25 protein-coding genes are annotated in these 23329 nt (G+C 40.3%); 19 read left to right on the forward strand and 6 right to left on the reverse strand.

All coding sequences use genetic code 11. From position 1 onward, the window contains the following. Nucleotides 1-957 precede the first annotated feature (957 nt). From L1028_RS31240 to L1028_RS05625, 9 genes are all read left to right on the forward strand, one after another. On the forward strand, nt 958-1092 hold the full coding sequence (locus L1028_RS31240) for a hypothetical protein (RefSeq protein ID WP_279306834.1): 135 nt from the start codon (nt 958-960) through the stop codon (nt 1090-1092). Between the two features lie 67 nt (nt 1093-1159). Next, on the forward strand, nt 1160-1351 hold the full coding sequence (locus L1028_RS05590) for a cysteine-rich CWC family protein (RefSeq protein ID WP_234532251.1): 192 nt from the start codon (nt 1160-1162) through the stop codon (nt 1349-1351). A gap of 87 nt (nt 1352-1438) precedes the next feature. Then, nucleotides 1439-2008: a 5' nucleotidase, NT5C type gene (locus L1028_RS05595; RefSeq protein ID WP_234532204.1), complete on the forward strand. Its 570-nt coding sequence runs from the start codon at nt 1439-1441 to the stop codon at nt 2006-2008. A gap of 140 nt (nt 2009-2148) precedes the next feature. Next, complete coding sequence (locus L1028_RS05600; protein ID WP_234532205.1) at nt 2149-2772, forward strand: TetR/AcrR family transcriptional regulator; 624 nt, start codon at nt 2149-2151, stop codon at nt 2770-2772. Between the two features lie 45 nt (nt 2773-2817). After that, nucleotides 2818-5157, forward strand: a complete 2340-nt coding sequence (locus L1028_RS05605) for an ABC transporter permease (RefSeq protein ID WP_234532206.1) — start codon at nt 2818-2820, stop codon at nt 5155-5157. Between the two features lie 15 nt (nt 5158-5172). Continuing rightward, nucleotides 5173-5937, forward strand: a complete 765-nt coding sequence (locus L1028_RS05610) for an ABC transporter ATP-binding protein (RefSeq protein ID WP_234532207.1) — start codon at nt 5173-5175, stop codon at nt 5935-5937. A 23-nt stretch (nt 5938-5960) separates the two neighbouring features. Then, the gene (locus L1028_RS05615; RefSeq protein WP_234532208.1) at nt 5961-6221 is read left to right on the forward strand and encodes a hypothetical protein; all 261 of its coding nucleotides are present in this window, start codon (nt 5961-5963) and stop codon (nt 6219-6221) included. Continuing rightward, nucleotides 6218-6706, forward strand: a complete 489-nt coding sequence (locus L1028_RS05620; RefSeq protein ID WP_234532209.1) for a GNAT family N-acetyltransferase — start codon at nt 6218-6220, stop codon at nt 6704-6706. Before L1028_RS05615 ends, L1028_RS05620 begins: the two co-directional genes overlap by 4 nt. After that, a complete protein-coding gene (locus L1028_RS05625) occupies nt 6703-7458 on the forward strand; it encodes a hypothetical protein (protein WP_234532210.1) in 756 nt (251 codons plus the stop codon). The genes L1028_RS05620 and L1028_RS05625 overlap by 4 nt, the downstream gene beginning before the upstream one ends. Nucleotides 7459-7478: 20 nt before the next feature. Here L1028_RS05625 and L1028_RS05630 read toward each other — a convergent pair whose 3' ends face one another. After that, nucleotides 7479-8744 carry an MFS transporter gene (locus tag L1028_RS05630; protein WP_234532211.1) on the reverse strand — a complete coding sequence of 422 codons (1266 nt, stop codon included), beginning with the start codon at nt 8742-8744 and terminating at the stop codon, nt 7479-7481. Nucleotides 8745-8792: 48 nt separating this feature from the next. Further along, complete coding sequence (locus L1028_RS05635; RefSeq protein WP_234532212.1) at nt 8793-9704, reverse strand: LacI family DNA-binding transcriptional regulator; 912 nt, start codon at nt 9702-9704, stop codon at nt 8793-8795. Between the two features lie 310 nt (nt 9705-10014). Here L1028_RS05635 and L1028_RS05640 point away from each other — a divergent pair, with 310 nt between their 5' ends. After that, a complete protein-coding gene (locus tag L1028_RS05640; RefSeq protein WP_060622855.1) occupies nt 10015-10566 on the forward strand; it encodes a polymer-forming cytoskeletal protein in 552 nt (183 codons plus the stop codon). Between the two features lie 139 nt (nt 10567-10705). Further along, a complete protein-coding gene (locus L1028_RS05645) occupies nt 10706-10951 on the forward strand; it encodes a hypothetical protein (RefSeq protein WP_234532215.1) in 246 nt (81 codons plus the stop codon). Nucleotides 10952-11009: 58 nt separating this feature from the next. On the opposite strand, the gene L1028_RS05650 is transcribed toward L1028_RS05645, so the two are convergent. Next, complete coding sequence (locus L1028_RS05650) at nt 11010-11627, reverse strand: histidine phosphatase family protein (protein ID WP_234532218.1); 618 nt, start codon at nt 11625-11627, stop codon at nt 11010-11012. Between the two features lie 155 nt (nt 11628-11782). Between L1028_RS05650 and L1028_RS05655 the strand changes: the two genes are divergently transcribed. Beyond that, nucleotides 11783-12688, forward strand: coding sequence for a LysR family transcriptional regulator (locus L1028_RS05655; RefSeq protein WP_234532219.1), 906 nt, complete (start codon nt 11783-11785; stop codon nt 12686-12688). A 72-nt stretch (nt 12689-12760) separates the two neighbouring features. Here L1028_RS05655 and L1028_RS05660 read toward each other — a convergent pair whose 3' ends face one another. The 3 genes from L1028_RS05660 to L1028_RS05670 are packed head-to-tail and all read right to left on the reverse strand — an operon-like array spanning nt 12761 to nt 17599. Next, nucleotides 12761-14590, reverse strand: coding sequence for an ABC transporter ATP-binding protein (locus L1028_RS05660; protein ID WP_234532221.1), 1830 nt, complete (start codon nt 14588-14590; stop codon nt 12761-12763). Continuing rightward, nucleotides 14587-16428 carry an ABC transporter ATP-binding protein gene (locus L1028_RS05665; protein ID WP_234532223.1) on the reverse strand — a complete coding sequence of 614 codons (1842 nt, stop codon included), beginning with the start codon at nt 16426-16428 and terminating at the stop codon, nt 14587-14589. The genes L1028_RS05660 and L1028_RS05665 overlap by 4 nt, the downstream gene beginning before the upstream one ends. A 43-nt stretch (nt 16429-16471) precedes the next feature. Next, entirely contained in the window at nt 16472-17599 is a 1128-nt protein-coding gene (locus L1028_RS05670; RefSeq protein WP_143759557.1) for a helix-turn-helix domain-containing protein, read from the reverse strand. A gap of 184 nt (nt 17600-17783) precedes the next feature. On the opposite strand from L1028_RS05670, the gene L1028_RS05675 reads away from it, so the two are divergent. The 7 genes from L1028_RS05675 (at nt 17784) to L1028_RS05705 (ending at nt 23326) form a co-directional block, all read left to right on the forward strand. Continuing rightward, nucleotides 17784-18260: a DinB family protein gene (locus L1028_RS05675; protein ID WP_234532226.1), complete on the forward strand. Its 477-nt coding sequence runs from the start codon at nt 17784-17786 to the stop codon at nt 18258-18260. Between the two features lie 42 nt (nt 18261-18302). Next, the gene (locus L1028_RS05680) at nt 18303-18494 is read left to right on the forward strand and encodes a hypothetical protein (protein ID WP_234532227.1); all 192 of its coding nucleotides are present in this window, start codon (nt 18303-18305) and stop codon (nt 18492-18494) included. 73 nt (nt 18495-18567) lie between these two features. Next, nucleotides 18568-19548, forward strand: a complete 981-nt coding sequence (locus L1028_RS05685) for a LacI family DNA-binding transcriptional regulator (protein ID WP_234532228.1) — start codon at nt 18568-18570, stop codon at nt 19546-19548. A 27-nt stretch (nt 19549-19575) separates the two neighbouring features. Continuing rightward, on the forward strand, nt 19576-20454 hold the full coding sequence (gene rbsK / locus L1028_RS05690) for a ribokinase (protein ID WP_234532229.1): 879 nt from the start codon (nt 19576-19578) through the stop codon (nt 20452-20454). A 2-nt stretch (nt 20455-20456) separates the two neighbouring features. Next, nucleotides 20457-20855: a D-ribose pyranase gene (gene rbsD, locus L1028_RS05695; protein WP_234532230.1), complete on the forward strand. Its 399-nt coding sequence runs from the start codon at nt 20457-20459 to the stop codon at nt 20853-20855. A gap of 18 nt (nt 20856-20873) precedes the next feature. Continuing rightward, nucleotides 20874-22355 (forward strand): sugar ABC transporter ATP-binding protein, encoded by a 1482-nt coding sequence (locus L1028_RS05700; protein ID WP_234532231.1) that lies wholly within the window; start codon nt 20874-20876, stop codon nt 22353-22355. 2 nt (nt 22356-22357) lie between these two features. Next, nucleotides 22358-23326 carry an ABC transporter permease subunit gene (locus tag L1028_RS05705; protein WP_234532232.1) on the forward strand — a complete coding sequence of 323 codons (969 nt, stop codon included), beginning with the start codon at nt 22358-22360 and terminating at the stop codon, nt 23324-23326. Nucleotides 23327-23329: the final 3 nt, after the last annotated feature.

The raw sequence follows: 23329 nt of genomic DNA on the forward strand, positions 1-23329 counted from the left end.
GGTTACGTTTCCCTAGGTAAACACGAACCGAGAGCTTGAATGGATGATTTCTCGAGGATGAAGGTCCCTCATTAAGCCAACTAAATGCTATAAGATAATCCTCCTCAGAATCAGTCAGAGGAGGATCTTTCATGCCCAGAGAAGATGCTCGAAACAAATGGGAAGCCCGTGTCATCGCCTTCCGGTTTGCTTTTCGTAGATGATTACCTTTTCCACTAGCTGGCAATGATCTTCTTGATCTCATGAATGAATCTGGCGTTCGATGTATCTTAGCAATAGGTTAGCTTTGTTCTTAATTCTGTATTACTCACGGTCTTGTGAGAATTTTGTAAGAGTGGTTTAGTAGAATTTAATGAGATTTGGTTTTCTCCGAGGCTTCGGGCACCCTAGTAGTTATTTACATTTGTTAAACGAAAGGTTGGTCACAAAACGAAAGAGAGAAAGAATGGGGAAGTCTACGTTAATTGGGAACGTCGAATGGAACATTGATGACAAATGTAAGTTCAGGTGTTGCAACCTATACCGATCTTAGCGCGTTAAATGACGCCCTAGGGGAGGGAGCGCAGCTTGCTTTCGAAGAATTTGCCCACTTTAACAGTTGTGATAAGTATAAAAAAGCGAGATTGTTCAGACACGGAAGGTTGTTGTAACATAGAGTTATGCACCTTTCTTGTTGGTTTGGTTGATCGACACTTCCATGATACCAAACAAGTAAGGTGTTTTCTGTCAAGATGAACAAATTTATAGAGTTAGTCCTACTGTCTCTAGGGATTTGGATGATTTTCTAGCTGCGAAAGTTGAGTTATTAACTTAAAAAATGTATATGTTAAGATCTCATATAATAGGGATAAAATAGTTCGTGAATTTCAGATGCTTGAAAGGCTAAAGGGTGTTGTTCCTGTTCCGACAGTATTGGATTATAGCGGTATAGCAGAGATCTATAGGAGGAATGAATCCATGAGGAGAAATATGAAATTACTTTATTGCATGCTGGGGAGTGCTGTGCTTGCTTTATTGAATAACCCTACCCTTAGTTACGCTAAACTTGGAATGTTCAGAGGTGGTTATGGAGGAAGTATATTTGAATTTTAAGGAAAATAAAAGTGAATAAATAGAAGTGAAATGTTTTAGTCATCTATGGGGGAATAGAAGCTTGAAAATGAAGAATGAACAAGTTAAACAACGGTATTGTCCATTATGTAAAGAATTAAATCATTGTGGTGCTGACAGTGAGGAATGTTGGTGTTTTCATACGGAAATTCCTACTGAACTACTAGAACGTGTACCTATAGAACTAAGAGGTAAAGTCTGTATCTGTCAAAGATGCGTTGAGGCGTTTAAAAAACATTAACCCGAAATTCAACTAACTCAAGACGAAAACAGTAATTACATTGTGTATACTTAAATAGTAATTTAAAAAAACATATGGGGGACACAGATGAGAAAGCCAATAATTGCAGTGGATATGGATGATACCATATGCCATCTAGTCAAGCAAGCTATATTCCATAACAACAATGATTTCCCCACTCATGTGCTGAAGTACGAGGAAATGCTTGATTGGAATACGGACCATTTACGTCATCCAGATTGTACACAAGATGTATTCTATGGGCGGCCTGGTTTATATGAGGAGCTTGAATTGTTCGACGAGCATGTTGTAGGAGAAATGGAGAAGCTACATAACGCGTATGATGTTATTATCGTTACGGCAGCCCAGCCCAATGCAGTTGTTGAAAAATGGAACTGGCTACAGAAGCATATGCCGTTTATTCCTATTGATAATTTCTTCCCCTGCAAGCGAAAGAATCTTATAAATTACGATCTTCTGATCGATGACGGGGTTCACAACTTGGTTCCTGCATTGCAGGATGGAAGGAAAGTGCTCTGCATTCCGCATCCATGGAATTTGAGAGCCCGCGAACAATATGGATTTCCATTATTGACCTCCTGGGAAGGTGCAAAAGAGAAAATTGATCAGATCTTAGGGACTCAAGAGAATCGCTGATTTGTGGAGAGTTGTTCACTTAGAACAATTCTCTTTTTTTATGCGGTTATTAAAGAAAAGAATGATTGACACAATGGATTAATTGTATATAATTGGAATAGACCGACGGTCGGTCAGTTTGTGAAATGGAGAGGATTAACATGAGGGTTTCCAAAGAAGCGGAAGAACGCAGAAATGAAATATTAGATACAGCAGAAATGCTTTTTTTTAATAAAGGATATGTGAGAACTACAGTGAACGACATCCTGCAGGAGATTGGGATTGCCAAGGGCACGTTCTACTATTATTTCAAGTCGAAGGAGGAGGTTATGGATGCGGTGGTCACGCGATTCATTGATGCTGGAGTGGATGCTGCCAAGACCATTGCTGCTGATCCAAAGCTCTCCGTGCATGAAAAGCTACTACAAATCATAATGGCGCAGAAACCTGATTCGGAGAGAAAAGGTCAGATGATCGAACAGTTTCATCATGCAGAGAATGCGCTAATCCATCAGAAAAGCTTGACTGAAACCATTTTGAAACTCACCCCTGTTTTGACAGAGGTGATTGAGCAGGGAATCAAGGAGAGCTTGTTCCACTGTCCATATCCTAAAGAAACGATGGAATTTCTGTTGGTCGCCTCACAATTTCTGTTTGATGAAGGGATTTTCAAGTGGCAGCCGGAAGAGATCATTCTCAAAATTCAGAGCTTTATTTATATTATGGAGACTACGTTGGGAGCTGAAAAAGGAAGCTTTTCCTACGTAACGCAAATGTTTGAGTAAGGTCCGAGCAGGGAGGATGAATGAGACGCAGGGGAGAGGGACTCAATGCTTCTACAAATTGTGAAAAAAGATTTTCAAAGAAATAAAATTATAACGATCGTCTTATTTATTTTTATGATGTTATCGGCGTTGCTTGCTGCCTGTGCTTCTCAAGTCATCATGGAATTGTCTGGTTCTTTAAGTAATTTGTTGGATAAATCAAAAGCTCCCCATTTCGTTCAAATGCATGCTGGACCAATAGATAACGCAGGTATTCAAAAATTCGCTTCCACAAATCCACTTGTTAAGAAACAACAGACAGTAGAAATGCTAAGGATAGATGGCTCCAGTGTTGTCTTAGGTAACAATAATAAGTCGGAAGAGAACAGCGTGATGGATATCGGCTTTGTAAGGCAGAACCCATCGTTTGATTTGCTGCTGAATTTAGAGAATCAAGTAATAAGGGTATCCGAAGGAGAAATCGCAGTTCCTATTTATTATAAGAAGGAGAATAATCTGAACATTGGTGATCAGGTCACCCTTTCAAATGGACAGTTAGATAAGAAATTCATTGTTACTGATTTTGTTCGTGATATCCAAATGAATCCAGCTATTGTTAGCTCGAAGCGCTTTGTCGTTAATGATACGGATTATAATGCACTTAAGAAGAACCATGGAGAAGTTGAATACCTAATTGAATTTCAAATCACCGATTTAAGTAGACTTAGCGAGTTCCGTAATGCCTATCAATCCTCAGATATGCCCGGCAAAGGACCCATGATAGACTATCCTTTGTTTAAGACGCTGAATGCGCTGACAGATGGGATTATTGCAGTAGTCATTATTTTGGTAAGCATCCTACTAATGATTATTGCTACCTTATGTTTAAGGTTTACGATGATCGCTACCTTAGAGGAGGATTATAGAGAGATTGGTGTCATGAAAGCAATTGGGATCTCGCAGCGAGATATTAGAAGGATCTATTTGGCAAAATATTTGGTTATGGCAGCGTGCGCTTCACTGCTAGGATATTTATTATCTTTGGGTGTGGTGCGGTTGTTTACAGCGAATATCACATTGTACTTGGGGACTGCTCCGAAAACGATCCTTCAGCCTATTGTTCCAGTCTTAGCGGTCGGTTTGATCTTCGGGATGATTATGTTCTTTTGCAGAGTTATTCTTAGAAGGTTTAATCGTATTACAGTAGTAGAAGCTTTAAGGTCAGGGACTGTGGGAGAGTTGAAAGGCAATAAGAGTAGAATAGTGCTGAGTAAACGCAGGCATATAAATGTGAATGTTTTTCTAGGCCTAAAGGATGTTTATGGACGCTTAACCATGTTCGGATTATTGTTCTTCGTATTTGTGATTTGTTTGTTTATTATTCTTGTGCCAGTGAATTTATTGAATACTATTCAGTCCCCTCGGTTTATTTCTTATATGGGTGTAGGTCAGAGTGACATGAGAATAGATTTGCAGCCATCTGATCAAATAGAGAAACGATTTAATGAACTGATAACCACGCTAAATAAGGATCCCGACATAGCTAAATTCTCACCATTAATTACTTCTCGATTTAAAATGCTAGGCAGCGATGGCATATGGGAGAATATCAATGTTGAAACAGGAGATTTCTCTATTTTTCCGCTCACCTATGTTAACGGAGGAACCCCTGAAAGTGGGGATGAGATTGCCCTTTCTGATCTGAATGCCAAGGAATGGAACAAAAGGGTAGGGGATAACGTTCTTCTGGAGGTAGATGGCACTTCGAAAAAATTGACGGTTAGCGGGATCTACCAAGATATAACGAATGGAGGTCGAACTGCAAAAGCCCGATTACCTTATGACCCGAAGTCCGTGCTATGGTATATCGTAGCTTTAGATGTGAATCCGAATGTTTCCGTTCAGGAGAAAATGGATCAATATGCAAAGTTATTTTATCCAGCCAAAGTTACTCATCTAGATAGCTATTTATCTCAGACGCTTGGGAATACGATTCGCCAATTAAAGCTGGTTACTGGCTTATCCATTGCCATCTCGATATCAATTTCAGTATTGATTACAGCTTTATTTCTAAAAATGCTGCTAGCGAAGGACGTCTCGCAAATTGCAATTTTGAGAAGCATTGGCTTTACGTTAGAAGATATTCGAAAGCAATATCAGGTAAGGCTACTACTGGTTTCTGGTCTCGGAATCATTCTCGGAACCTTTGCAGCTAATACCATCGGTCAAAAATTCGCTCAATTACTCGGATTTTTTATGGGAGCATCCAACATACAGTTTGTAGTTAATCCGTTAATAGCTTATCTTGTTCTCCCTCTTTTTTTCATGCTCATTGTAGCACTCACAACCGTAGTAAGCACGATATCGATGAAGAAATCCAATTTATCTAAACTGATTGTCGAATGAGGGAGAGGTGGTAGTATGTTCATATTAGAGACGAAGGGTTTAAATAAAACCTTTGTAACCGGGCAAGGAACCCCGCAGACGGTATTAAAAGATGTTCATCTACAGGTATCAAAGGGAGAATTCGTAGCTATAATGGGGCCTTCTGGCTCAGGGAAATCAACATTGCTCTATACGATCAGCGGTATGGATCGGATGACTTCAGGAAGTGTTGTTTTTAAAGGGCAGGACATCAGTGGTCTTTCTGAGAGTGAATTAGCTGAACTGCGTCTAAATCAAATGGGATTTATTTTTCAGCAGATGCATCTTTTAAAAAACCTGACGATTCGGGACAATATCATCTTATCCGCTTATCGAGCTAAAATCGTTAGTCGTAGAACCATCAATAACAGAGCCACTGAGCTAATGAAAAAAACCGGAATCTCCGCACTCGCTGAGCGTGATATTACACAAGTGTCGGGTGGACAACTGCAAAGAGCAGCGATCTGCAGGTCAATCATCAATGAGCCTGATATTCTCTTTGGTGATGAGCCAACAGGTGCACTAAACTCTAAAGCTGCTAGTGAAATTATGGAGATATTAACAGATATTAATCAGACGGGTACAACGATTCTACTAGCTACGCATGATGCGAAGGTTGCTGCTCAGGCAGAACGTGTCTTATATATGCTGGATGGCAGCATAGCTTCTGAGCACAGGCTTGGTAAATTCAATCGCATAAATGGGGACTTAAAAGAGCGGGAAGAGAAGTTGTCGACGTGGTTGTTTAAATTGGGATTCTGATTGATAGGAAAGGGATACATAACATGGGAAATCTGAATTATAACTTAAATTTTGAAACGCTATGTACAAAATATGAGTTAGGTCATTTGAAAAATGAACCTGAACAGGTAACAGGTGGTCTTCTGCACAGAATGTATCGCCTACAAACGGACAAAGCGCTATATGCAGTGAAAGCTTTAAATCCTCAAATTATCAGCGGGATACTGCCTTATCCAACTGTACTCTTTCAGAAAAAGTTTACTGATTGGTGTAGCCAAGACTACAAAAGGAGAACTTATTTATGAATGTAGTAAACGCTACGACGGAAGATATAAGAGGGTGGCTGGAGCTGGCGGCAGAGGTAGAGTCCCTTTTTGGACCGATGGTAGATGATCCGAATTTCACTCTAGCTTTAGAAAAAAACATCAGTCGAGAAAGTGCTTTTTGTGTACGAGAAAACAATGGTTCGCCAGGTTCAGGATTACTTGGAGGCATATTATTTTCTTCAACCAATGCCCCTAACTACAAGATTGGCTGGTTGTCAGTTTTAAAGGAAGAAAGAAATAAAGGAGTCGCAACAGCCCTGATTAATCATATACTCCAAAGTGTCGATACCCCATCAGAGGTTCTCGTTACTACATTTGGTGAGGATCATCCAGAGGGTCAACCTGCTAGAAGATTTTATCAGAAGTTAGGTTTCGTTCCTATGCATGATGAGGTTCCAAATGGCCTCGAAGGTGGCTCAAGACAAAATTTTAAGCTGACGATTGCTCACAAGGGTTCGTTATGAAAAAAATAGTTGTTTTATCGACGATTTCATTGTTCTTGTTAGCGATTTCTTTTAACCCATTATTCAACTATATCCGAGAGTATATTGTTTCAGATCAAATCAATCAGCGTTATGAGATAAACCATGCTGAAAAAGGATATAACACGTTAAACGTTCAAGAACTAACGGTTGATAATAAGCGAATTAAGATCCTAGAAGAAAATACAGGCAGGAAAGCAGAATTGACCCTTTGGGATGAAGAGGAAAATGTCCCGCCTGGTGATATTGTCAAAGTTCAGTTTTTATTAAATGATCAAAAAATCTCAACCTCTGATGAAGTATGGCTGTCTAATCGGGAACGAGGAAGCAGATATTTTTCATGGATAGATATTCTCACGGTTAAGGATCGAAAGACTGGAGAAAAAGAAATTAGTATAGTCCAAAGACTTACAGATGATAGCCAGCCGATGGATAAGAGAAAATGGAAAATAATCACGATTTCACATGATGGGAGTATAGAAGAAAAAGTGCTGAGTTATGCTCAAAGAAGTGATAATCATCTAGGTGTCAAGCTTATCGAGTTCTCTGGTACATCGCTTATGGGTATGGGCTTCTATTCAGATATTAGTAAAAGTTATCCAAGCGTACTTTTCCCTCTAATTTATCCGTTTTTAACAGGTGTCGTGGGAATTTTCTTATTGATCATTATAGTTGTTCAATTCCTGATTGAGCTTCGTGATCGGCGTGTAATTAGGAAAAACGGGCGACAATGATCATTAGATAGGATATAAAATTACTTATAATTACGAATCACCTTTAACTTGGTCAAGGTTAATAAAGCAAACAGTAGTAGCAGGACTCCGATGGAACCCATGACAGGGGCTGGACTGAAGTGATCGGACAGGAATGATACGGCTGTAAGACCAAGTGAGGGTGCTACACTCATAATGGAACCTAGTACACCGAAGACTCTACCTTGTATATCCTCCGAAACTTCCAGCCTGAGGATAGTATTTATCAGCAATGTACAGAATGAGAACATAAAGCCAATAAGAAGAATGATGGGAATGGCTAATGCAGCAGTAGTGACGAACGATAACAGGAGGTATAGGGGACCCAGACATAGCAGTCCAGTCATGATAAAGAAGCCGCGATTCTTTAATTTGGAGCCGAGAAACAAGATCATGCTGGAACCAATCATATAACCTAGTGGAATACAGGCTTCCATGAGTCCAAACTGAAAGGGGCTAGAATTCCATACTTTGACGGCCATAACTTGCGTTAGCATCAGTGAAGGCATAAAGAACAAAGTGAGCGTGGGGAGCATGACGATTATTGCTCGGGCGAAGGGGTATCTCCAAATATAACGAACGCCATCCGCAAGATCCTGTGTAAATTTTCTTTTTTCTTTAGGTCCGGTATTCACTCGGTTTAGGAGTGGAAGGGAACGGACAGCAAGAACCAGTAGAAAGGAAACGAAAAATGTAGCTCCATCAAATAATATGGCATCTGCCGGTCCAAAACTCGCTACAAAAATACCTCCAGCCGAATACCCAATCGTCCGACAGACATTCTCTGACAGGTTCAGAATCCCGACTGCTTTTTGCACATGTTCTTTGCCAACTACAGTGGTAATTGAAGCTTGATACGCAGGGGATTGGAATAATGCTGAGACTGTCGTAAGTCCCGTTAATATGGCCACGATAATGAATGATGTAGAAGACATGGAAATAGCTAAAGCAAGCGTAACTGCTAGACCGCAGCTTATCAAATCTGTGATTAACATAATGGTTCTGCGATTGATCCTGTCTGCGAATGTGCCTCCTATGGATCCAAGGAAAGAACTGAGCAATAAATTGATTATTGTAATAATAGCTATCATTTTAGCACTTCCGGTCGTCTGAAGTACCCATAAACTTAAAGCAATACTGTGAAAGGTATTTCCAAACAAGGAAATGGAATACGAGCTGAGTAGCAGCATGAATCTCCGGTTTCCCCAAAGGGTTGGATAGGATTGAACAGCGGTGGATGTATGTTTTGCTAAACCAGGATCTGTCATTAGTAACTCTCCTTTAAACTTAAACGCTTAAGTTAATGCTAAAAAAAATTAATCAACAAAATAACGATTATTCTCTTGTTCAGAGTAGTCAGAACGATGTAATAACTCCTGCATTAGTTCAAAAGCAGTGCCTGATTTATCCCCAGTGAATATGAATTTCTGAACATCTTCTCCAAGCATTTCTGGGCAATTGCAGGTACATAGAACAGAAAGACGTGCGAATACCCCGGATTTTTCAACATAACTTCCGATAAACTCATTAATAACTATAGCTTCTTTGTAGATCCCCTCCGATAAGATTGTATTCAATTCCTCCAGATTTTGAACTTTGAATATCGCTTTCTCAGGTAAAGGAAGACTGTCTTGGATAAAGTGAGTGAGCAGGGTGTTATTGAAATTCTCCATAATCAAACATACCTGTGAAAGATCCATAGGCATTATTTTTTGGAGAGCTGAACGATAATTGTAAAGAACTTGCTTAAACAGTTTATCTTCAATCATGCTGTCGATCAAAATCAAGGGGATGCCTTCTACAAATTGCTTGGAAATCGAATAGAAAGATTCATCACGGACATCGATCAGAAAGACAGCTTCGAGTTTTCTTTCGACGATGATATCTAAAGAAGGATGGTCAGTACCAAGAGAGTATAACAGCGTATGGTATCCAGCATCTGTTAAACGTTGTTCCAGAGCTCGAATAAATGTGAACTGGGCATAGAGTTTCCAAGGTGGCATATAAGCAGAATTATTGACAAGTACGCCTATCAATCCCGTTTTTTTATTGGCAAGCGAACGGGCTGCTAGATTAGGAATGTAATGAAGCTCTTCGGCAAGCAACAGAATTTGATTGCGGGTCTTCTCAGGAATGGTTTGGTTATCGACGCGGTTCAGAACATAGCTTACAGTTGCAACGGAGACATTAGCTCGTAGCGCGATGTCCTTCATTGTAGTCTTTTTCACCAGTAAACTTCTCCCTTGCTGAGATATTTATTTCCAAATATTATCATCAACACTTAAGCAGAGTCAACGATTGACTTTATACCAAGAAAAAATTGATTCTTGTGATCATTTTAATAATTTGGGTAAATAGATTTAAGAACCTAAATTAGTCAACGAGAAGAGGTGTAACTCATGGATACGAATTCTACACGAGAAGAAAGAGTGCTGTGAAACCGCTTTATATACTGACACAAATTTGTGAAATCATTCACTTAATTATTAAGAATTTTAATATATAATTAATTCATAATCAAAATTAGGGGGAAACGAAATGAAACTATTTAAAATGATTTTAGTGGCAGGGGTTTCGGTAGCGGTATTGGCTGGTTGTGGTGCAAATGAGGATAAAGCAACCAATTCGGCGGCAACTTCAGCTCCGGCTGCTGAGCAGACAGATGCAGTCACTACTGCCTCGATCGTGAATCAAGCAGATGCATTTACGAAGGCTGTAAGCAAAGATGGAAACTGGATTATTGCGATTCTAAATGATGTAACGATTGCTGAAGAGGTTGTTGTAGCTGGAGAATTCCATGATAAAGGCGCAGCTGATGGCGACATCTATCGTAAGATTGCCCTTTACTCGCAAGACGCTGATCACAAGATCACTGCCAGTTATACACTAACTGTACCAAAGTTTACTGTACAAAGTGAAAATTTGAAAGTTGAAGGCGGAACGATTAAAGGCGATGTTTATGTAGAAGCGAAAGGTTTTACTCTGCCTGAAACCGCAACGATTGATGGTAACCTTTACTTCACAAGCGAAGATCTGAAAGCATCTGCAAAGATTGATGGAAAAGTGACTGGAACAACAGAAGTTAAATAATTTTCGTAATCATCTCAAACAGTAGAAGCCAATCCATAGACTATGGGCGGGCTTCTTTCTTTTTGTGATTATGTGAACTTCAGTTGATTTTCTAAATATTGATCTTATAATATTACTACCACTACTAGGAGGAACACATATGTCTAAGGAGTATTCACGTACGTATATTGAGAGTGTAAAGCTTGAAATGTTAAATAGATTGGGACTTAAGCAAGTGTTCTTTAAGGAGCAAATGGGTGACGGGCTGATTTTTGAAGCGGTGGGATTTGATAAAGGGAGCAAACATCGTTTTTGCGTGAGACCCAAGACGAAAACGATTGATGAATTCATTTCAGGAAAATGGATGAAGGTCCGTAGCTTTACAATCAAAAGTGTAGAGATTTAAAGTTGAAGTCTAAAAAGGTAACCCCGTCTAAATCGGAGTTGCCTTTTTTTAGACTGATTTATTGATAATGTGATGTATCGCCGTACAGATCAATGGTTGTATTGTTTTCAGTTAGGGTTACTTTACATAATGCTGTGGAGAGAATATCCGGTAGTTCCCCTAATTCCTGCAATGTTTTATTGAGAAAATGAGCCATAATGACTTTCAGGGTCATCCGATGCGTGACAATAAGTACCTCATGTCCTTCGTTATTGTTAATGATACGCTCAATAGTCGGCGTTACTCTTTGTTCAAGCTGACTATAGGTCTCACCTGGGGCTGGAGGAATAAAAAGATCAGGTCTGGTGAAAAAATGGGTGTACTGTAAAGGATATTCTTGTTCAATCTGATCTGTGTTCATTCCTTCCCAAATGCCCATGTTAATTTCCATTAATGAAGCTTGCTGATGAATCGATAAACTCCGATTTCCTCGTAAAATCTGCGCAGTATGCAATGCTCTTGGACTAGTACTAGAATAAATTGCACCTATATTTTCGCCTTCCAAACGATCTCTCAACCATTCCGCTTGCTGTTCGCCCAAGGTTGTTAACGCTGAATTTTGATGTCCTTGCATTCTTTTCTGCAAATTCCATTCGGTCTGCCCGTGACGGGTTAGAAATAATACTGTCTCTTTCATTAACGAAACCTCCCTTTTGAATAGTTGTAAGTATAAGATAAATAATTATAAATAAACAATATATAATAGTTAATATCCATAAAGTATAGTTATAATAAGAAGGCCGAAGGTCCGTTAAATATGATTTTATTTTATATAGTTAGGAAGAAATCAGGATGAACTATCATGTATTAAAATTGTTTTATTATGTTGCGATAACAGGAAGTGTGACCAAAGCCTCTGAACGTTTGCACATTAGTCAACCCGCTATATCAGCGCAGATCCGCAAATTTGAACGGGAGAATAATATCGTATTATTAGAGGTCATAGGAAAGAGAATGGTGCTAACACCGATTGGGATAAAACTGATTGAACCACTTGAAAGGTTATTTGCTATGGGTGAACAGGTACAGCAGATTATTGAGGATTATCATAAATTTCCTGCGGGCCATATTCGGATTGCAGGTAATTATCTGGCCACAAGCATACTCATCCCCCGGTGGGCATCATTATTCAAACAATCTTTTCCGGAGGTTAAAATTCAGATCTCTACTACTAATTCTCATGAAGTCATGGAACAATTAAATAACTTTGAAGCAGACGTGGCGATTTATAGTGATATGGCGTTTCCATCACATAATATAGGGGTATTCGAACATCGGGAGTTATACAAGGACGAGTATGTGTTCGTAGTTTCTTCAAATCACTCTTTTGCCAAGCAGGAGGTTAGCTTTGAGGAGGTGATGGCTGAGGCATTTATTATGAGGGAAGAAGGTAGTGCAGCCAGAGAGAGAATTGTACAATTATGTGAAGAAAGAAAGGTACAACAACCGAAGATCGAGCTTCAATTTAATGGAGTAAATGAAGTTATTCAAGCCGTGATTGCCGGTTATGGGATTAGTTTTGTATCTGCGTTGTTAGCAAAGCCTTATCTTGATCAGGGTATGTTAGCCAAGGTTGAAGTGGAAAATGTAGTCTCTAAGCATTCGATATGGATGAGCCACAGAAAGAAAGAGCTCCAAGAAAGCTATATCCAGTCATTTATTAAGCTCGTCATGAAACAATTAAAAGAAAAGAAATAATTTATACACCCACTAGCTCATACACCTTAATCATTATTATTAATGAATTAAGATGTATAAGCTGAACTGAGATCAAAGATTGGAATGTAATTGAAGTAACTCAGGTGCACTAATGTCTTCTGCTTCAGATGATTTAAATTGAATGTTATATAATTGTGAGTATAGTCCATTCATTTCTAATAAAGACTCATGTGTACCTTCCTCAACAATCGAACCCTGATTTAACACGATAATTCTAGATGCTTCACGTATGGTGGATAGTCTGTGTGCAATAACCAATGTGGTTCGATTCTTCATTAATAAATCAAGTGATTGCTGAATCATTCGCTCAGATTCGTTATCGAGTGCGGAAGTTGCTTCATCTAGAAGTAGGAGCGGAGCATCACGAAGAAAAGCTCTGGCAATGGCTATGCGTTGTCTTTGTCCACCAGATAAAGTCGATCCATGTTCACCTAGGATAGTGTCATAACCATGGGGCATCTTCGTAATAAACTCTTCTGCACCTGCGAGCCGAGCGGCTTCTCGAATATCCTCTTCGCTAGCTGTACTAGAACTGAAGGCGATATTGTCTCGTATAGTTCCTGAGAACAAATAAGGGGTTTGGGGAACATAGGTAATCATTGCACGTGCTTCTTCAAGCTGATCATGTACAGACTTTCCATAAACCGTGATGCTTCCTGCAGTAGGCTCATAAAGTCCATTACATAATCGAACGAGCGTCGTCTTCCCTGACCCGCTTGGCCCGACAACCGCGATAGTTTCTCCATGTTGTATATGAATATTAAGCCCTGTAAATAGGGAGGCTTCATTATCCGTTTTACCCGAATAGTTGTAGTGGACATCCTCTATTTGTAATGCAGCCACCTCTACGGAGGCAAATGTTGATGAGCTGGATTCTGGCAAAGGATGAGTAGCTCCTTCATCAGGTGCATCAAGTATAGCGAATACGCGGTCAGCTGCACCTAATGCCTCCTGCACACCTCCCCATGTTTGAGACATATGAACAAAAGGCCATTGAACCCTACCCATCAAAATAATAAAAGCGAGTACTTCACCTGCTGATGTTCCGCCACTTAGAGCTGATAACGCAATTAAAGCGGCGCATGTCACCATTACGAGATTGTTGATAAAGGCAGAAGATTGCCATAAGAGACCATTTAGAAGCGATTTTCGCAACTGCATTCTTCTTAACTGCTCACGTTCTAACGCATATTTATTTAAGAGAGTTTCTTCAAGCGAGAAGGCTCTGACGACCTTCATTCCTTGAAGCGTTTCTTGTAAGATTCCTCGTAATTCTGCCTCTTTTGCATATATTTGAGTAGATAATTTTCGTAATCTGCGATCAAAGAAACGTCCGGAAAGAAAAACAAGGGGGCCCGATCCAAGAGCTAACAGGGCGATCCAGACATCCATTTTAGCCAAATATAGAAAGGAAATGAAACAGAGAAGTAGATTATAGCTTAAATCGTATACGATGCTGTTTATCATCCCCATGGCCATCCCTGCATCCTTAGTGTTACGCGAAGTCAAATCACCTGAATGCATGGACTGAAGGTAACGGAATGGAATTCGGTGACTTTTGTCAAACAGTTTCGCACGAATATCCCAAGCCATTCGACTCTGCATAACGAAACGGAAGTAATGCTGCACCATAAGACAGCAGATAATGATAATACAAGCAATGGCACAGATTACAGTTACGCGTGTTAATGCATCCATATTGGCGTTGTTGATCGTATCAATAAATACTTGCTGAATGGCTGCAAATCCTATGTCCATTACGAGTTTAGCAGAGAGCAGGAGTACAGCCACAATAAACCCAATTCGATAAGGGCTGGCGTAAGAGATTAATCTACGCAGAGCATACCCCAGTTTAAGATTCTTGGATTCCATCTCATTCATATCTCAACCTCCCTGACCAGAGCAGAAATATCAGCCTTCTTCATTGAGGTCTCAACCATATTGTAATACTGTCCTTGTAAAGTCATTAACTCCAGATGAGTCCCAGCTTCAACAATAGAACCCGCCTCCATATAATAAATATGATCTGCATCTCTGATGGTAGATAGTCTATGAGCGATAACAACCGTTGTACGATCATGCATGAGTTCTTGCAGGGCCTGGCCGACAATCTCCTCATTATGGCTATCAAGTGCAGCTGTGGGTTCATCAAGAAGGAGAAGCTTAGGCGCTCGGACAAACGCTCTGGCAATAGATAGCCGCTGCCTTTCGCCGCCAGATAAGGTATGGCCCCGTTCCCCAATAGAAGTCTGATATTGAAGTGGGGTTCTCATTATAAATTCATGTATCCCCGCACTTTTTGCTGCTTTAATAATTTCTTCATAGGTTGCGTCTGGCCTTCCCCAAGCAATATTTTCATATAGAGTTCCAGTGAACAGATAAGGCTCTTGAGAAACATAAGCCAAATGATTACGCCAAGCCCGAGGGGGAATGCTGCTTAACGGCAACTTACCAGATTGGATGACCCCTTCATTAGGTTCATAGGTTGCGAGTATTAATTGAAGGAGGGTGCTTTTTCCACTGCCGCTAGGACCTGCAAACGCAGTTACTTTACCTGGTTCTATGGTTAGATTGACGTTAGTTAATACTTGATGATTACCATAATGAAAACCGACGTTCTCAAAGGTGATGGGGTACAAGCCACTAATCGCTTGGTTGTTATTCATCGGCGTTTCTTTATGAGAATCTTCCTGATTACATTCACGGCTTACGTCTTCTTCTGGTAAATCAAGGACTTCAAACAATCGCTTACCTTGCGCCAGCGAGGCTTGTAATTCTGTCCATAGATTAGCCAGCTTTGATACAGGGTTTGTAATTTGCTCGAAACAAATCAGAAATGCCGCTACTGCCCCCACATCCAATCTCCCTTGGATAACTAGATATCCGCCGTATGAGAGAACATATAGTAATCCACTAAGAATAACGGCAAAGGGCATATTATAGCCCACAGCTTCTAAGCGTGTGACAGGTAAATGAATGTTGAAATATTGCCTAATACGTTGTGTGAATTGATTATGCAGCTTAGGTGCAAGGGAGAAGGCACGCACAACCTCAGCTCCCTGTACCGTATCTTGTATAAACATTTGTTGAGCGGTTTCAATTTGCTGTCTTTGCTCGTGCATGGAACGTAGACGGGAAGTGAAGGGAATCATTACAAGTGGAACTAGCGAGCAAATCAATATAGTTCCGAGCGTTAAGGCATATTGGAGTGAGAGCAGATAAGTTAGAAGAAATGTAATTTGCATCAGATTACTGAATAGTTCAATCGTCTTCTGATTGATACCTTGCTGAGCAGCTGGGGCAGAATCATTGATACGACTAATGAGATCAGCAGAATGATAACGATCCAAATCTTTCATCTCTACGTTTAATAATCTAGCTAGCAGTGATACCTGAAGCTTGGAGGTCGACTTGAATTCAAGCACACCTGATAAATAAGTCAATAAGAAGCTGGCTAAAGCATCTACAATAACGATTACTAGAGCAAAGATAGCACCAGACATCAAAAAGGACATGTTCTGATTCGTAGCAGCGTTGATTATACGTCGTAAAGATTCGGCTATCCCAACTGTTGAAAGGGAAACAACGGCTGCTAAGAGACATAATATGAGGTACCAGCCTAAATAGGGTTTTCCAAGTTTCAGTAAACGCATAAAAGTGTTAGAAACTACTCTGGATTTTTTAATCGAGTCTGCTTCTATGTTTGTAGATCCATTCATTTTAGACCCTCCCCACTATGGTTTGAATTTGCTGACGGTTCACTTAAAAGATAGGAGGTTCCTCATCGAGCATGACTTTTGTGGTGACGGCAAGTAATTCTCTCAATTTATCCATTCGAAGATGGTAATATAATCGATGATCGGTTCTTTTTAGTTCGATAAGGTCTAAAAAGAATAGGAAGTTGGCATGATAAGTTACTGCCGCGGGCGTTATGCCAAGTGCTGATGCAATTTCTTGTCCATAGTGAGGGCGATTCCTTAAGAGCAGCAAGAAGTCTAAACGTCGTTTATCCGAGAATGCTTTTAAAAAAAGTTCAGTTTTCTCTCGATCAGCAGCCGGTCCGAATACATGATCATTAAAAATGCCGAATATAACCCAAGCGATACGAGAACTTCCTGCGTAAAAGAAGAGAACATGATTCCCAACTTGTGAGAAGAAGCTGACATGAAAAGTAGTGGGAACATCATAAACTGCAGGTTCATTTTTGTTGATATCACGAATGAATCTTTCAGGATTCGCTAGGAACAGACCTTCATAACGCTGAGAGGCTTGTTCAGACTCCCTTTTTAACTCCTCTTTCCAAAGTGAAAAGACATCCTTGTAGAACTGGTTTAAGAGCTGCATATAACGTAGCTTAGTTTCTTCGGGATAAGCAAGACACTCTAGTAATGGCCCCTGCGCTTCAATCACATCCAGCTGCGGTTTTGTTCTTGCCACAAGCTCAGCCATTAAGCGGGTATCCTTCTTGACGATTTCCCAATCGTTTCCTTCTAGCAACTCATCTAATTTATCGTAATACACACCATATACCATTTCAGCGACTACCTTTTCTGCAGGACTCTTTTCCAGTCGATTTATCCATGCTTCAGCTGTTTGTGGTTCTGGACAGGTGCAAATGGATTCATAGAAAGCAAAATCGAGTGCTTTATGAAAAAAGTTGTACTGGAAAAAAAACTGAAGTTCTCGGTAGGAGTGTGGTGACAACCGTGCTCGTGCATCTTTATGATAAGACAACGCTTGTGGGTCCATTTCAAGTTTGTAATCCTCTGCTGCCTTAAGCAACTGCTCTTCACAAGCAATCATTCCCATAGAAACAATGAATTCCAAAGCTTCGTTGTACGCAAATTTTATGTTCGATAGTAAGGTATCTTTCATGTTATCTTCCATCATAACCTCCGATATATATTGTTATAAAATTTAAATCTTGGGATAATACGACTAATATTTAATGATTACTTAATGTTAAAATAAACCATCCGTTTTCTTTTGTAAAGAGATATTTTTACAATTCGTACTAACTGCTGGGATTCGGTTGTTGTGCATGGTAAACTATGGATAAAAAATAGGAGGGGCTATGATGGACCAAATCGTGTTCAAACAAATTGAATTTGTACGTAGTGTTACTGTTCGTGCAGTTGAAGTTCTTTCCGAGGAACTACTAGATATCATTCCACAGGGCTTTAATAACAACATTAGATGGAACTTGGGACATATTTATTTGGTGCAAGAGAAGTTCGCTTTTCATTCCGTTAGGGAGCTTATGCAATTGCCGGAAAGCTTTGAACAATTATTTGCAAAAGGTACTAAGCCTGCTGAGTGGAGCGAGAAACCACCAACACTTGAAGTGTTAATAGAGATGCTTTCGGAGCAACCCAAACGTATTCAGGAAGCTATGCACAATCGCTTAAGTGAGCAAGTAACCCCTCTTACAACGGGTAGTGGATTAACTTTAAATACAATCGGAGAATTCATAAATTTCACGCTTTACCATGAAGGGATGCATTTTAATACAATCAAACTATTAAATCGATTTGCTGATAAAAGTCTTTAGAGATCTTTAGAAGACAAAAGTCTAAGGTCAAGGAGGTATTCGATGGAGGTTGGAAGAATTTTAGGTATTGCTTATAATGTGATCCCAGTTAAAGACTTGGAGAATTCTGCAGCTTGGTTTGTGAAAGTGTTCGAGGTAAGGGACCATGATTGTGAACTGGTTTATAGCCTCACAAAGGATATCGAGTTCAATCGATATCTTTTGTTATATATTGGAACGAAAAAAGATTTGTAATGAAAACGGTTTTATGATAATCTAATTAATGTAATACATGTAACCGGTTACACATTGGGGGATGAAATGAATCATGATGACGATTAAAGATGTTGCAAAAATAGCTGGAGTATCAGTAGCAACCGTTTCTAGGGTGTTAAATGAATCTGGTTATGTGAATATCGATACTCGAAAAAAAGTTGAGGCAGCTATCAAAGAAATGAATTATACCCCTAATGAGGTTGCAAGGTCATTGTATAAACGGAAATCCAAATTAATAGGACTACTATTACCTGACATTACGAACCCATTCTTCCCGCAATTAGCACGTGGGATAGAAGACCGGATGCAGGAGCATGGTTATCGGATAATCTTTGGTAATAGTGATGAGAACGAGGAAAAGGAATTGGATTATATTCAAACCTTTATCCAAAATAATGTCATTGGCATGATCTCATCCACTAATTTTCCTGAGAAAGATATTTATTCTAATTTGAAAATTCCGGTTGTATTTCTTGACCGTACTTCTAATGACAGTCCCTCCGTATATGCAGATGGCAGAAAGGGCGGACGACTTGCTGCTCAAGAAATCATTGCACGGGGAAGCACCAAGATTACAGTCATGCAAGGACCGGCGCATATTAAACCGGCGCAAGATCGATTTCAAGGTGCGATTGAAGTACTTAATGAAATGGGAATCACTTATCAAGTGATCCAGACTTCATCCTTCTCCCACACAGAAGCGGAACAATGGGCTGTAGAGTTGTTTGATAAATATATAGATACAGATGGTGTAATTGCCAGTAATGATATCGTGGCGACAGCAGTTATTCATGAAGCACATCGCTTAGGTAAAAGAGTGCCACAGGATCTCCAAATCATTGGATTTGATGATATCCCACTTAGCAGTTTGTTGTCACCTTCGCTATCAACCATTCGTCAGCCGGCGCATGACATGGGCCGAGAAGCGGCTGGTTTACTTATTAAGTTAATTGAGCAAGATAAAGTAGAAGATAAAATCATTCAATTACCCGTCAGCTTTGTGGAGCGGGAAACAACAAGAAGAAAAGAATAGATGACAACATAAGAAAGGTTGATGGACATGGCTAAGATTTGTGTAATCGGAAGTTGTTCAATGGATTTGGTGGTGACCTCATCCAAGCGACCTCACGCAGGGGAAACTGTTCTTGGAGAGAAATTCGCTACCGTTCCAGGAGGCAAGGGAGCGAATCAGGCTGTAGCTGCTTCGCGTTTAGGGGCAGACGTTACGATGGTTGGTTGTGTAGGTGAAGATTTCTATGGTACGGAGATCATGGAGAATCTTAAGAGAAATCGGGTTATTACAACCAATGTGGAACCGGTTACACATGTCAAAAGCGGGATAGCTCACATCATTTTAGCAGAAGGTGATAATAGTATTATCGTTGTAAAAGGAGCTAATGATTTAGTCACTCCTAAGTTGGTTGAGCGAGCACTTGATGCTATAAAAGGGTCTGATATGGTGCTAATCCAACAAGAAATACCCGAAGAAACGGTGTCTTATGTAAGTGAGCTTTGCCATAAATTCAATGTACCTATGCTGCTTAATCCAGCTCCTGCTCGTCCCATCAGTGACACGATTATAGAAAATGCCGCCTATCTGACACCGAACGAACATGAATGTACGATTTTATTCCCCGGGATGAGTACTATAGATGCTTTACGGAAGTATCCGAACAAGCTGTTTATAACAGAAGGAAGCAATGGCGTACGATTTTACGATGGAGAACAAGAAGTTCTGGTTCCTACTTACAAAGTGAACGCTATAGATACGACTGGAGCGGGAGATACTTTTAATGCGGCATTTGCAGTTGCTTTAGCTGAAGGCAGCTCCATCCTGGATAGTGTAAAGTTTGCCAATCGAGCAGCATCTTTATCCGTTACTAAATTTGGTGCTCAAGGTGGTATGCCAACAAGAGCAGAGGTGGAGGCGAATCTGTAATTATGAAGAAACACGGAGTATTAAATAGTCATATTTCCAAAGTGCTTGCGGACTTAGGTCATACCGATACAATTGTCATCGCAGATGTTGGACTTCCAGTTCCACCAGGTGTTCCGAAGATTGATCTAGCGGTTAAACTAGGGGTCCCTAGCTTCCAAGATATCGTTGATATGATTTCAGAGGATATGGTCATCGAAAAGGTGATCGTTGCAGAGGAATTAGAGACTGATAATAAAGTCACCTCTCAATACTTGAATAATAAATTTAAGGGAATACCGATAGAGGCGTATTCACATGAGCAATTTAAGCAGCTGACCCAGCAGGCTAAGGTTATTATTCGCACGGGTGAAGCTAAGCCATATGCAAACTGTATTCTACAAGCCGGGGTCTATTTTGGATAAAAAGGGGGTTCTAAGTGTATGCACATTACGATGAAAGATATTCATAAGTCTTTTGGCGCTAACCGTGTATTGACCGGTGTGGATTTTGAACTTAAGGATGGTGAAGTTCATGCCCTGATGGGTGAGAATGGCGCAGGTAAGTCTACGCTGATGAATATTCTGATCGGTCTGCACCAACGTGACCAAGGCACCATTCGTATAGATGATCAGGAGAAATACTTTGCGAATCCCAAAGAGGCAGAACAATATGGCATTGCATTTATCCATCAGGAGCTGAATGTATGGCCAGATATGACGGTTCTGGATAATCTGTTCATTGGCAAGGAACGAACATCCAAATTCGGCCTGTTAAATAGGAAAGAGATGAAAGCGTTAGCAAATGAACAGTTTGCTAAGCTCTCTGTGACCATTCCTTTGAATCAAGAGGCGGGGGAATGTTCAGTAGGTGAAAAACAGATGATTGAGATCGCTAAAGCGCTTATGACTCATGCGAAAGTTATTGTTATGGACGAGCCAACCGCTGCATTAACCGAGAGAGAAATACAGAAACTATTTGAAGTCATTGCCTCACTGAAGAAAGAAGGCGTCTCTATCGTCTATATTTCGCATCGGATGGAAGAGATTTTTACGATCTGTGATCGAATCACCGTTATGCGAGACGGGAAAACCGTAGATACGAAGCCTATTCCTGAAACTAACTTTGACGATGTAGTCCGGAAGATGGTAGGTCGTGAATTAACAGACCGATTCCCTGAGCGAACTTCTAAACCTGGAGAAGTAGTTCTTGAAGTTAAGAATGCATCCAAGAAAGGGCAATTTAAAAATGCTAATTTCTCTGTGCGAGCTGGTGAAATCATAGGATTTTCTGGATTAATGGGATCTGGACGTACAGAAATGATGAGAACCTTATTCGGACTGGAATCTTTAGACCAAGGTGAGATTTGGGTGAAGGGACAGAAGATTACCATTCGGAATCCCAATGACGCTATGCAAGCTGGAATCGGCTTTGTTACCGAAGACCGCAAAGATGAGGGGTTAGTCCTAGATTTCTCTATTCGGGATAATATGGTGCTGACGAATTTATACGACTTCGCCCCTAAGGGTGTAATCAATGCTAAGAAGGAACAAGAATTCGTCGACATGCTTATTAAACGGCTACACATTAAGACACAATCATCATCCACTTTGGTCCGGAATTTATCTGGGGGTAATCAACAAAAAGTAGTTATCGCCAAATGGATTGGTATTGGCCTCAGTGTTCTTATCCTTGATGAGCCTACACGCGGCGTCGACGTTGGGGCTAAAAGAGAAATCTATCAACTCATGAACGAATTAACCGAGCGTGGCGTCGCCATTATTATGGTATCCTCAGAACTTCCTGAAGTCCTAGGGATGAGTGACCGCATCGTTGTTGTTCATGAAGGGGAAATCAGTGGAGAACTTTCACAACAAGAAGCTACACAAGAAAAAATCATGACGTTAGCTACAGGGGGGCAATAGTAATGACTACTATCAAAGATGAGAGTGTAAAAAAAGGGTTCCAAATGGGGCAAATCACGCAGAAATTAGGGCCATTACTAGGGCTAATCATTCTTATTATTATTGTAACTGTGCTGAATCCAAGCTTTATGGAACCTCTAAATATACTGAATTTACTTAGACAAGTCGCAATTAATGCGCTTATCGCTTTTGGAATGACCTTTGTTATTCTGACAGGTGGTATTGATTTATCAGTAGGTTCTATTCTAGCCTTATCCAGTGCCTTTACGGCCAACTTGATGTTGTCTGGTTGGGATCCGATCTTAGCTATTATTGTCGGTTGTTTAGCGGGTGGACTGATGGGGATGGTCAACGGACTGATGATTACGAAAGGCAGAATGGCGCCTTTTATCGCTACGCTGGCGACCATGACTATTTTCCGCGGATTAACGCTTGTATATACGGATGGTAATCCGATCACAGGTCTTGGTGACAGCATGACGTTCCAGTTGTTTGGTCGTGGATATTTACTAGGAATACCTGTACCTGCTATCACGATGATAATTGTATTCGCTGTCCTGTGGATTGTACTGCACAAAACGCCATTTGGCCGTAAAACGTATGCCATTGGTGGTAATGAGAAAGCTTCCATTATTTCAGGGATTAAAGTAGACCGCATCAAAATAATGATCTATTCCTTAACCGGTATGTTATCAGCATTGGCTGGTGCTATCTTGACCTCGAGATTGAATTCAGCACAACCAACAGCGGGTACATCCTATGAGTTGGATGCGATCGCGGCAGTAGTATTAGGGGGGACGAGCTTAACAGGTGGCCGTGGACGTATTGTAGGCACATTGATTGGTGCCCTTATTATCGGGATTCTGAACAATGGCTTGAACTTGCTCGGCGTATCATCATTTTACCAAATGGTAGTTAAAGGGATCGTTATTGCGATTGCTGTACTCATAGACCGTAAGAAAGCCGTATAAGGG

The sequence above is a fragment of the Paenibacillus pseudetheri genome (assembly GCF_924513355.1).
GTDB classification, from domain to species: Bacteria; Bacillota; Bacilli; order Paenibacillales; family Paenibacillaceae; genus Paenibacillus_AQ; species Paenibacillus_AQ pseudetheri.

Bases quoted from the DNA above. Each gene is read 5' to 3' on its own strand.
- L1028_RS31240 (WP_279306834.1), top strand. From the start codon at position 958: ATGAGGAGAAATATGAAATTACTTTATTGCATGCTGGGGAGTGCTGTG.
- L1028_RS05645 (WP_234532215.1), top strand. From the start codon at position 10,706: ATGTCTAAGGAGTATTCACGTACGTATATTGAGAGTGTAAAGCTTGAA.
- L1028_RS05615 (WP_234532208.1), top strand. From the start codon at position 5,961: ATGGGAAATCTGAATTATAACTTAAATTTTGAAACGCTATGTACAAAA.
- L1028_RS05670 (WP_143759557.1), bottom strand. From the start codon at position 17,599: ATGATGGAAGATAACATGAAAGATACCTTACTATCGAACATAAAATTT.
- L1028_RS05600 (WP_234532205.1), top strand. From the start codon at position 2,149: ATGAGGGTTTCCAAAGAAGCGGAAGAACGCAGAAATGAAATATTAGAT.
- L1028_RS05630 (WP_234532211.1), bottom strand. From the start codon at position 8,744: ATGACAGATCCTGGTTTAGCAAAACATACATCCACCGCTGTTCAATCC.
- rbsK (WP_234532229.1), top strand. From the start codon at position 19,576: ATGGCTAAGATTTGTGTAATCGGAAGTTGTTCAATGGATTTGGTGGTG.
- L1028_RS05620 (WP_234532209.1), top strand. From the start codon at position 6,218: ATGAATGTAGTAAACGCTACGACGGAAGATATAAGAGGGTGGCTGGAG.
- L1028_RS05680 (WP_234532227.1), top strand. From the start codon at position 18,303: ATGGAGGTTGGAAGAATTTTAGGTATTGCTTATAATGTGATCCCAGTT.
- L1028_RS05700 (WP_234532231.1), top strand. From the start codon at position 20,874: ATGCACATTACGATGAAAGATATTCATAAGTCTTTTGGCGCTAACCGT.
- L1028_RS05650 (WP_234532218.1), bottom strand. From the start codon at position 11,627: ATGAAAGAGACAGTATTATTTCTAACCCGTCACGGGCAGACCGAATGG.
- L1028_RS05685 (WP_234532228.1), top strand. From the start codon at position 18,568: ATGATGACGATTAAAGATGTTGCAAAAATAGCTGGAGTATCAGTAGCA.
- L1028_RS05705 (WP_234532232.1), top strand. From the start codon at position 22,358: ATGACTACTATCAAAGATGAGAGTGTAAAAAAAGGGTTCCAAATGGGG.
- L1028_RS05665 (WP_234532223.1), bottom strand. From the start codon at position 16,428: ATGAATGGATCTACAAACATAGAAGCAGACTCGATTAAAAAATCCAGA.
- L1028_RS05655 (WP_234532219.1), top strand. From the start codon at position 11,783: ATGAACTATCATGTATTAAAATTGTTTTATTATGTTGCGATAACAGGA.
- L1028_RS05605 (WP_234532206.1), top strand. From the start codon at position 2,818: ATGCTTCTACAAATTGTGAAAAAAGATTTTCAAAGAAATAAAATTATA.
- L1028_RS05640 (WP_060622855.1), top strand. From the start codon at position 10,015: ATGAAACTATTTAAAATGATTTTAGTGGCAGGGGTTTCGGTAGCGGTA.
- L1028_RS05610 (WP_234532207.1), top strand. From the start codon at position 5,173: ATGTTCATATTAGAGACGAAGGGTTTAAATAAAACCTTTGTAACCGGG.
- L1028_RS05595 (WP_234532204.1), top strand. From the start codon at position 1,439: ATGAGAAAGCCAATAATTGCAGTGGATATGGATGATACCATATGCCAT.
- rbsD (WP_234532230.1), top strand. From the start codon at position 20,457: ATGAAGAAACACGGAGTATTAAATAGTCATATTTCCAAAGTGCTTGCG.
- L1028_RS05660 (WP_234532221.1), bottom strand. From the start codon at position 14,590: ATGAATGAGATGGAATCCAAGAATCTTAAACTGGGGTATGCTCTGCGT.
- L1028_RS05625 (WP_234532210.1), top strand. From the start codon at position 6,703: ATGAAAAAAATAGTTGTTTTATCGACGATTTCATTGTTCTTGTTAGCG.
- L1028_RS05590 (WP_234532251.1), top strand. From the start codon at position 1,160: ATGAAGAATGAACAAGTTAAACAACGGTATTGTCCATTATGTAAAGAA.
- L1028_RS05675 (WP_234532226.1), top strand. From the start codon at position 17,784: ATGATGGACCAAATCGTGTTCAAACAAATTGAATTTGTACGTAGTGTT.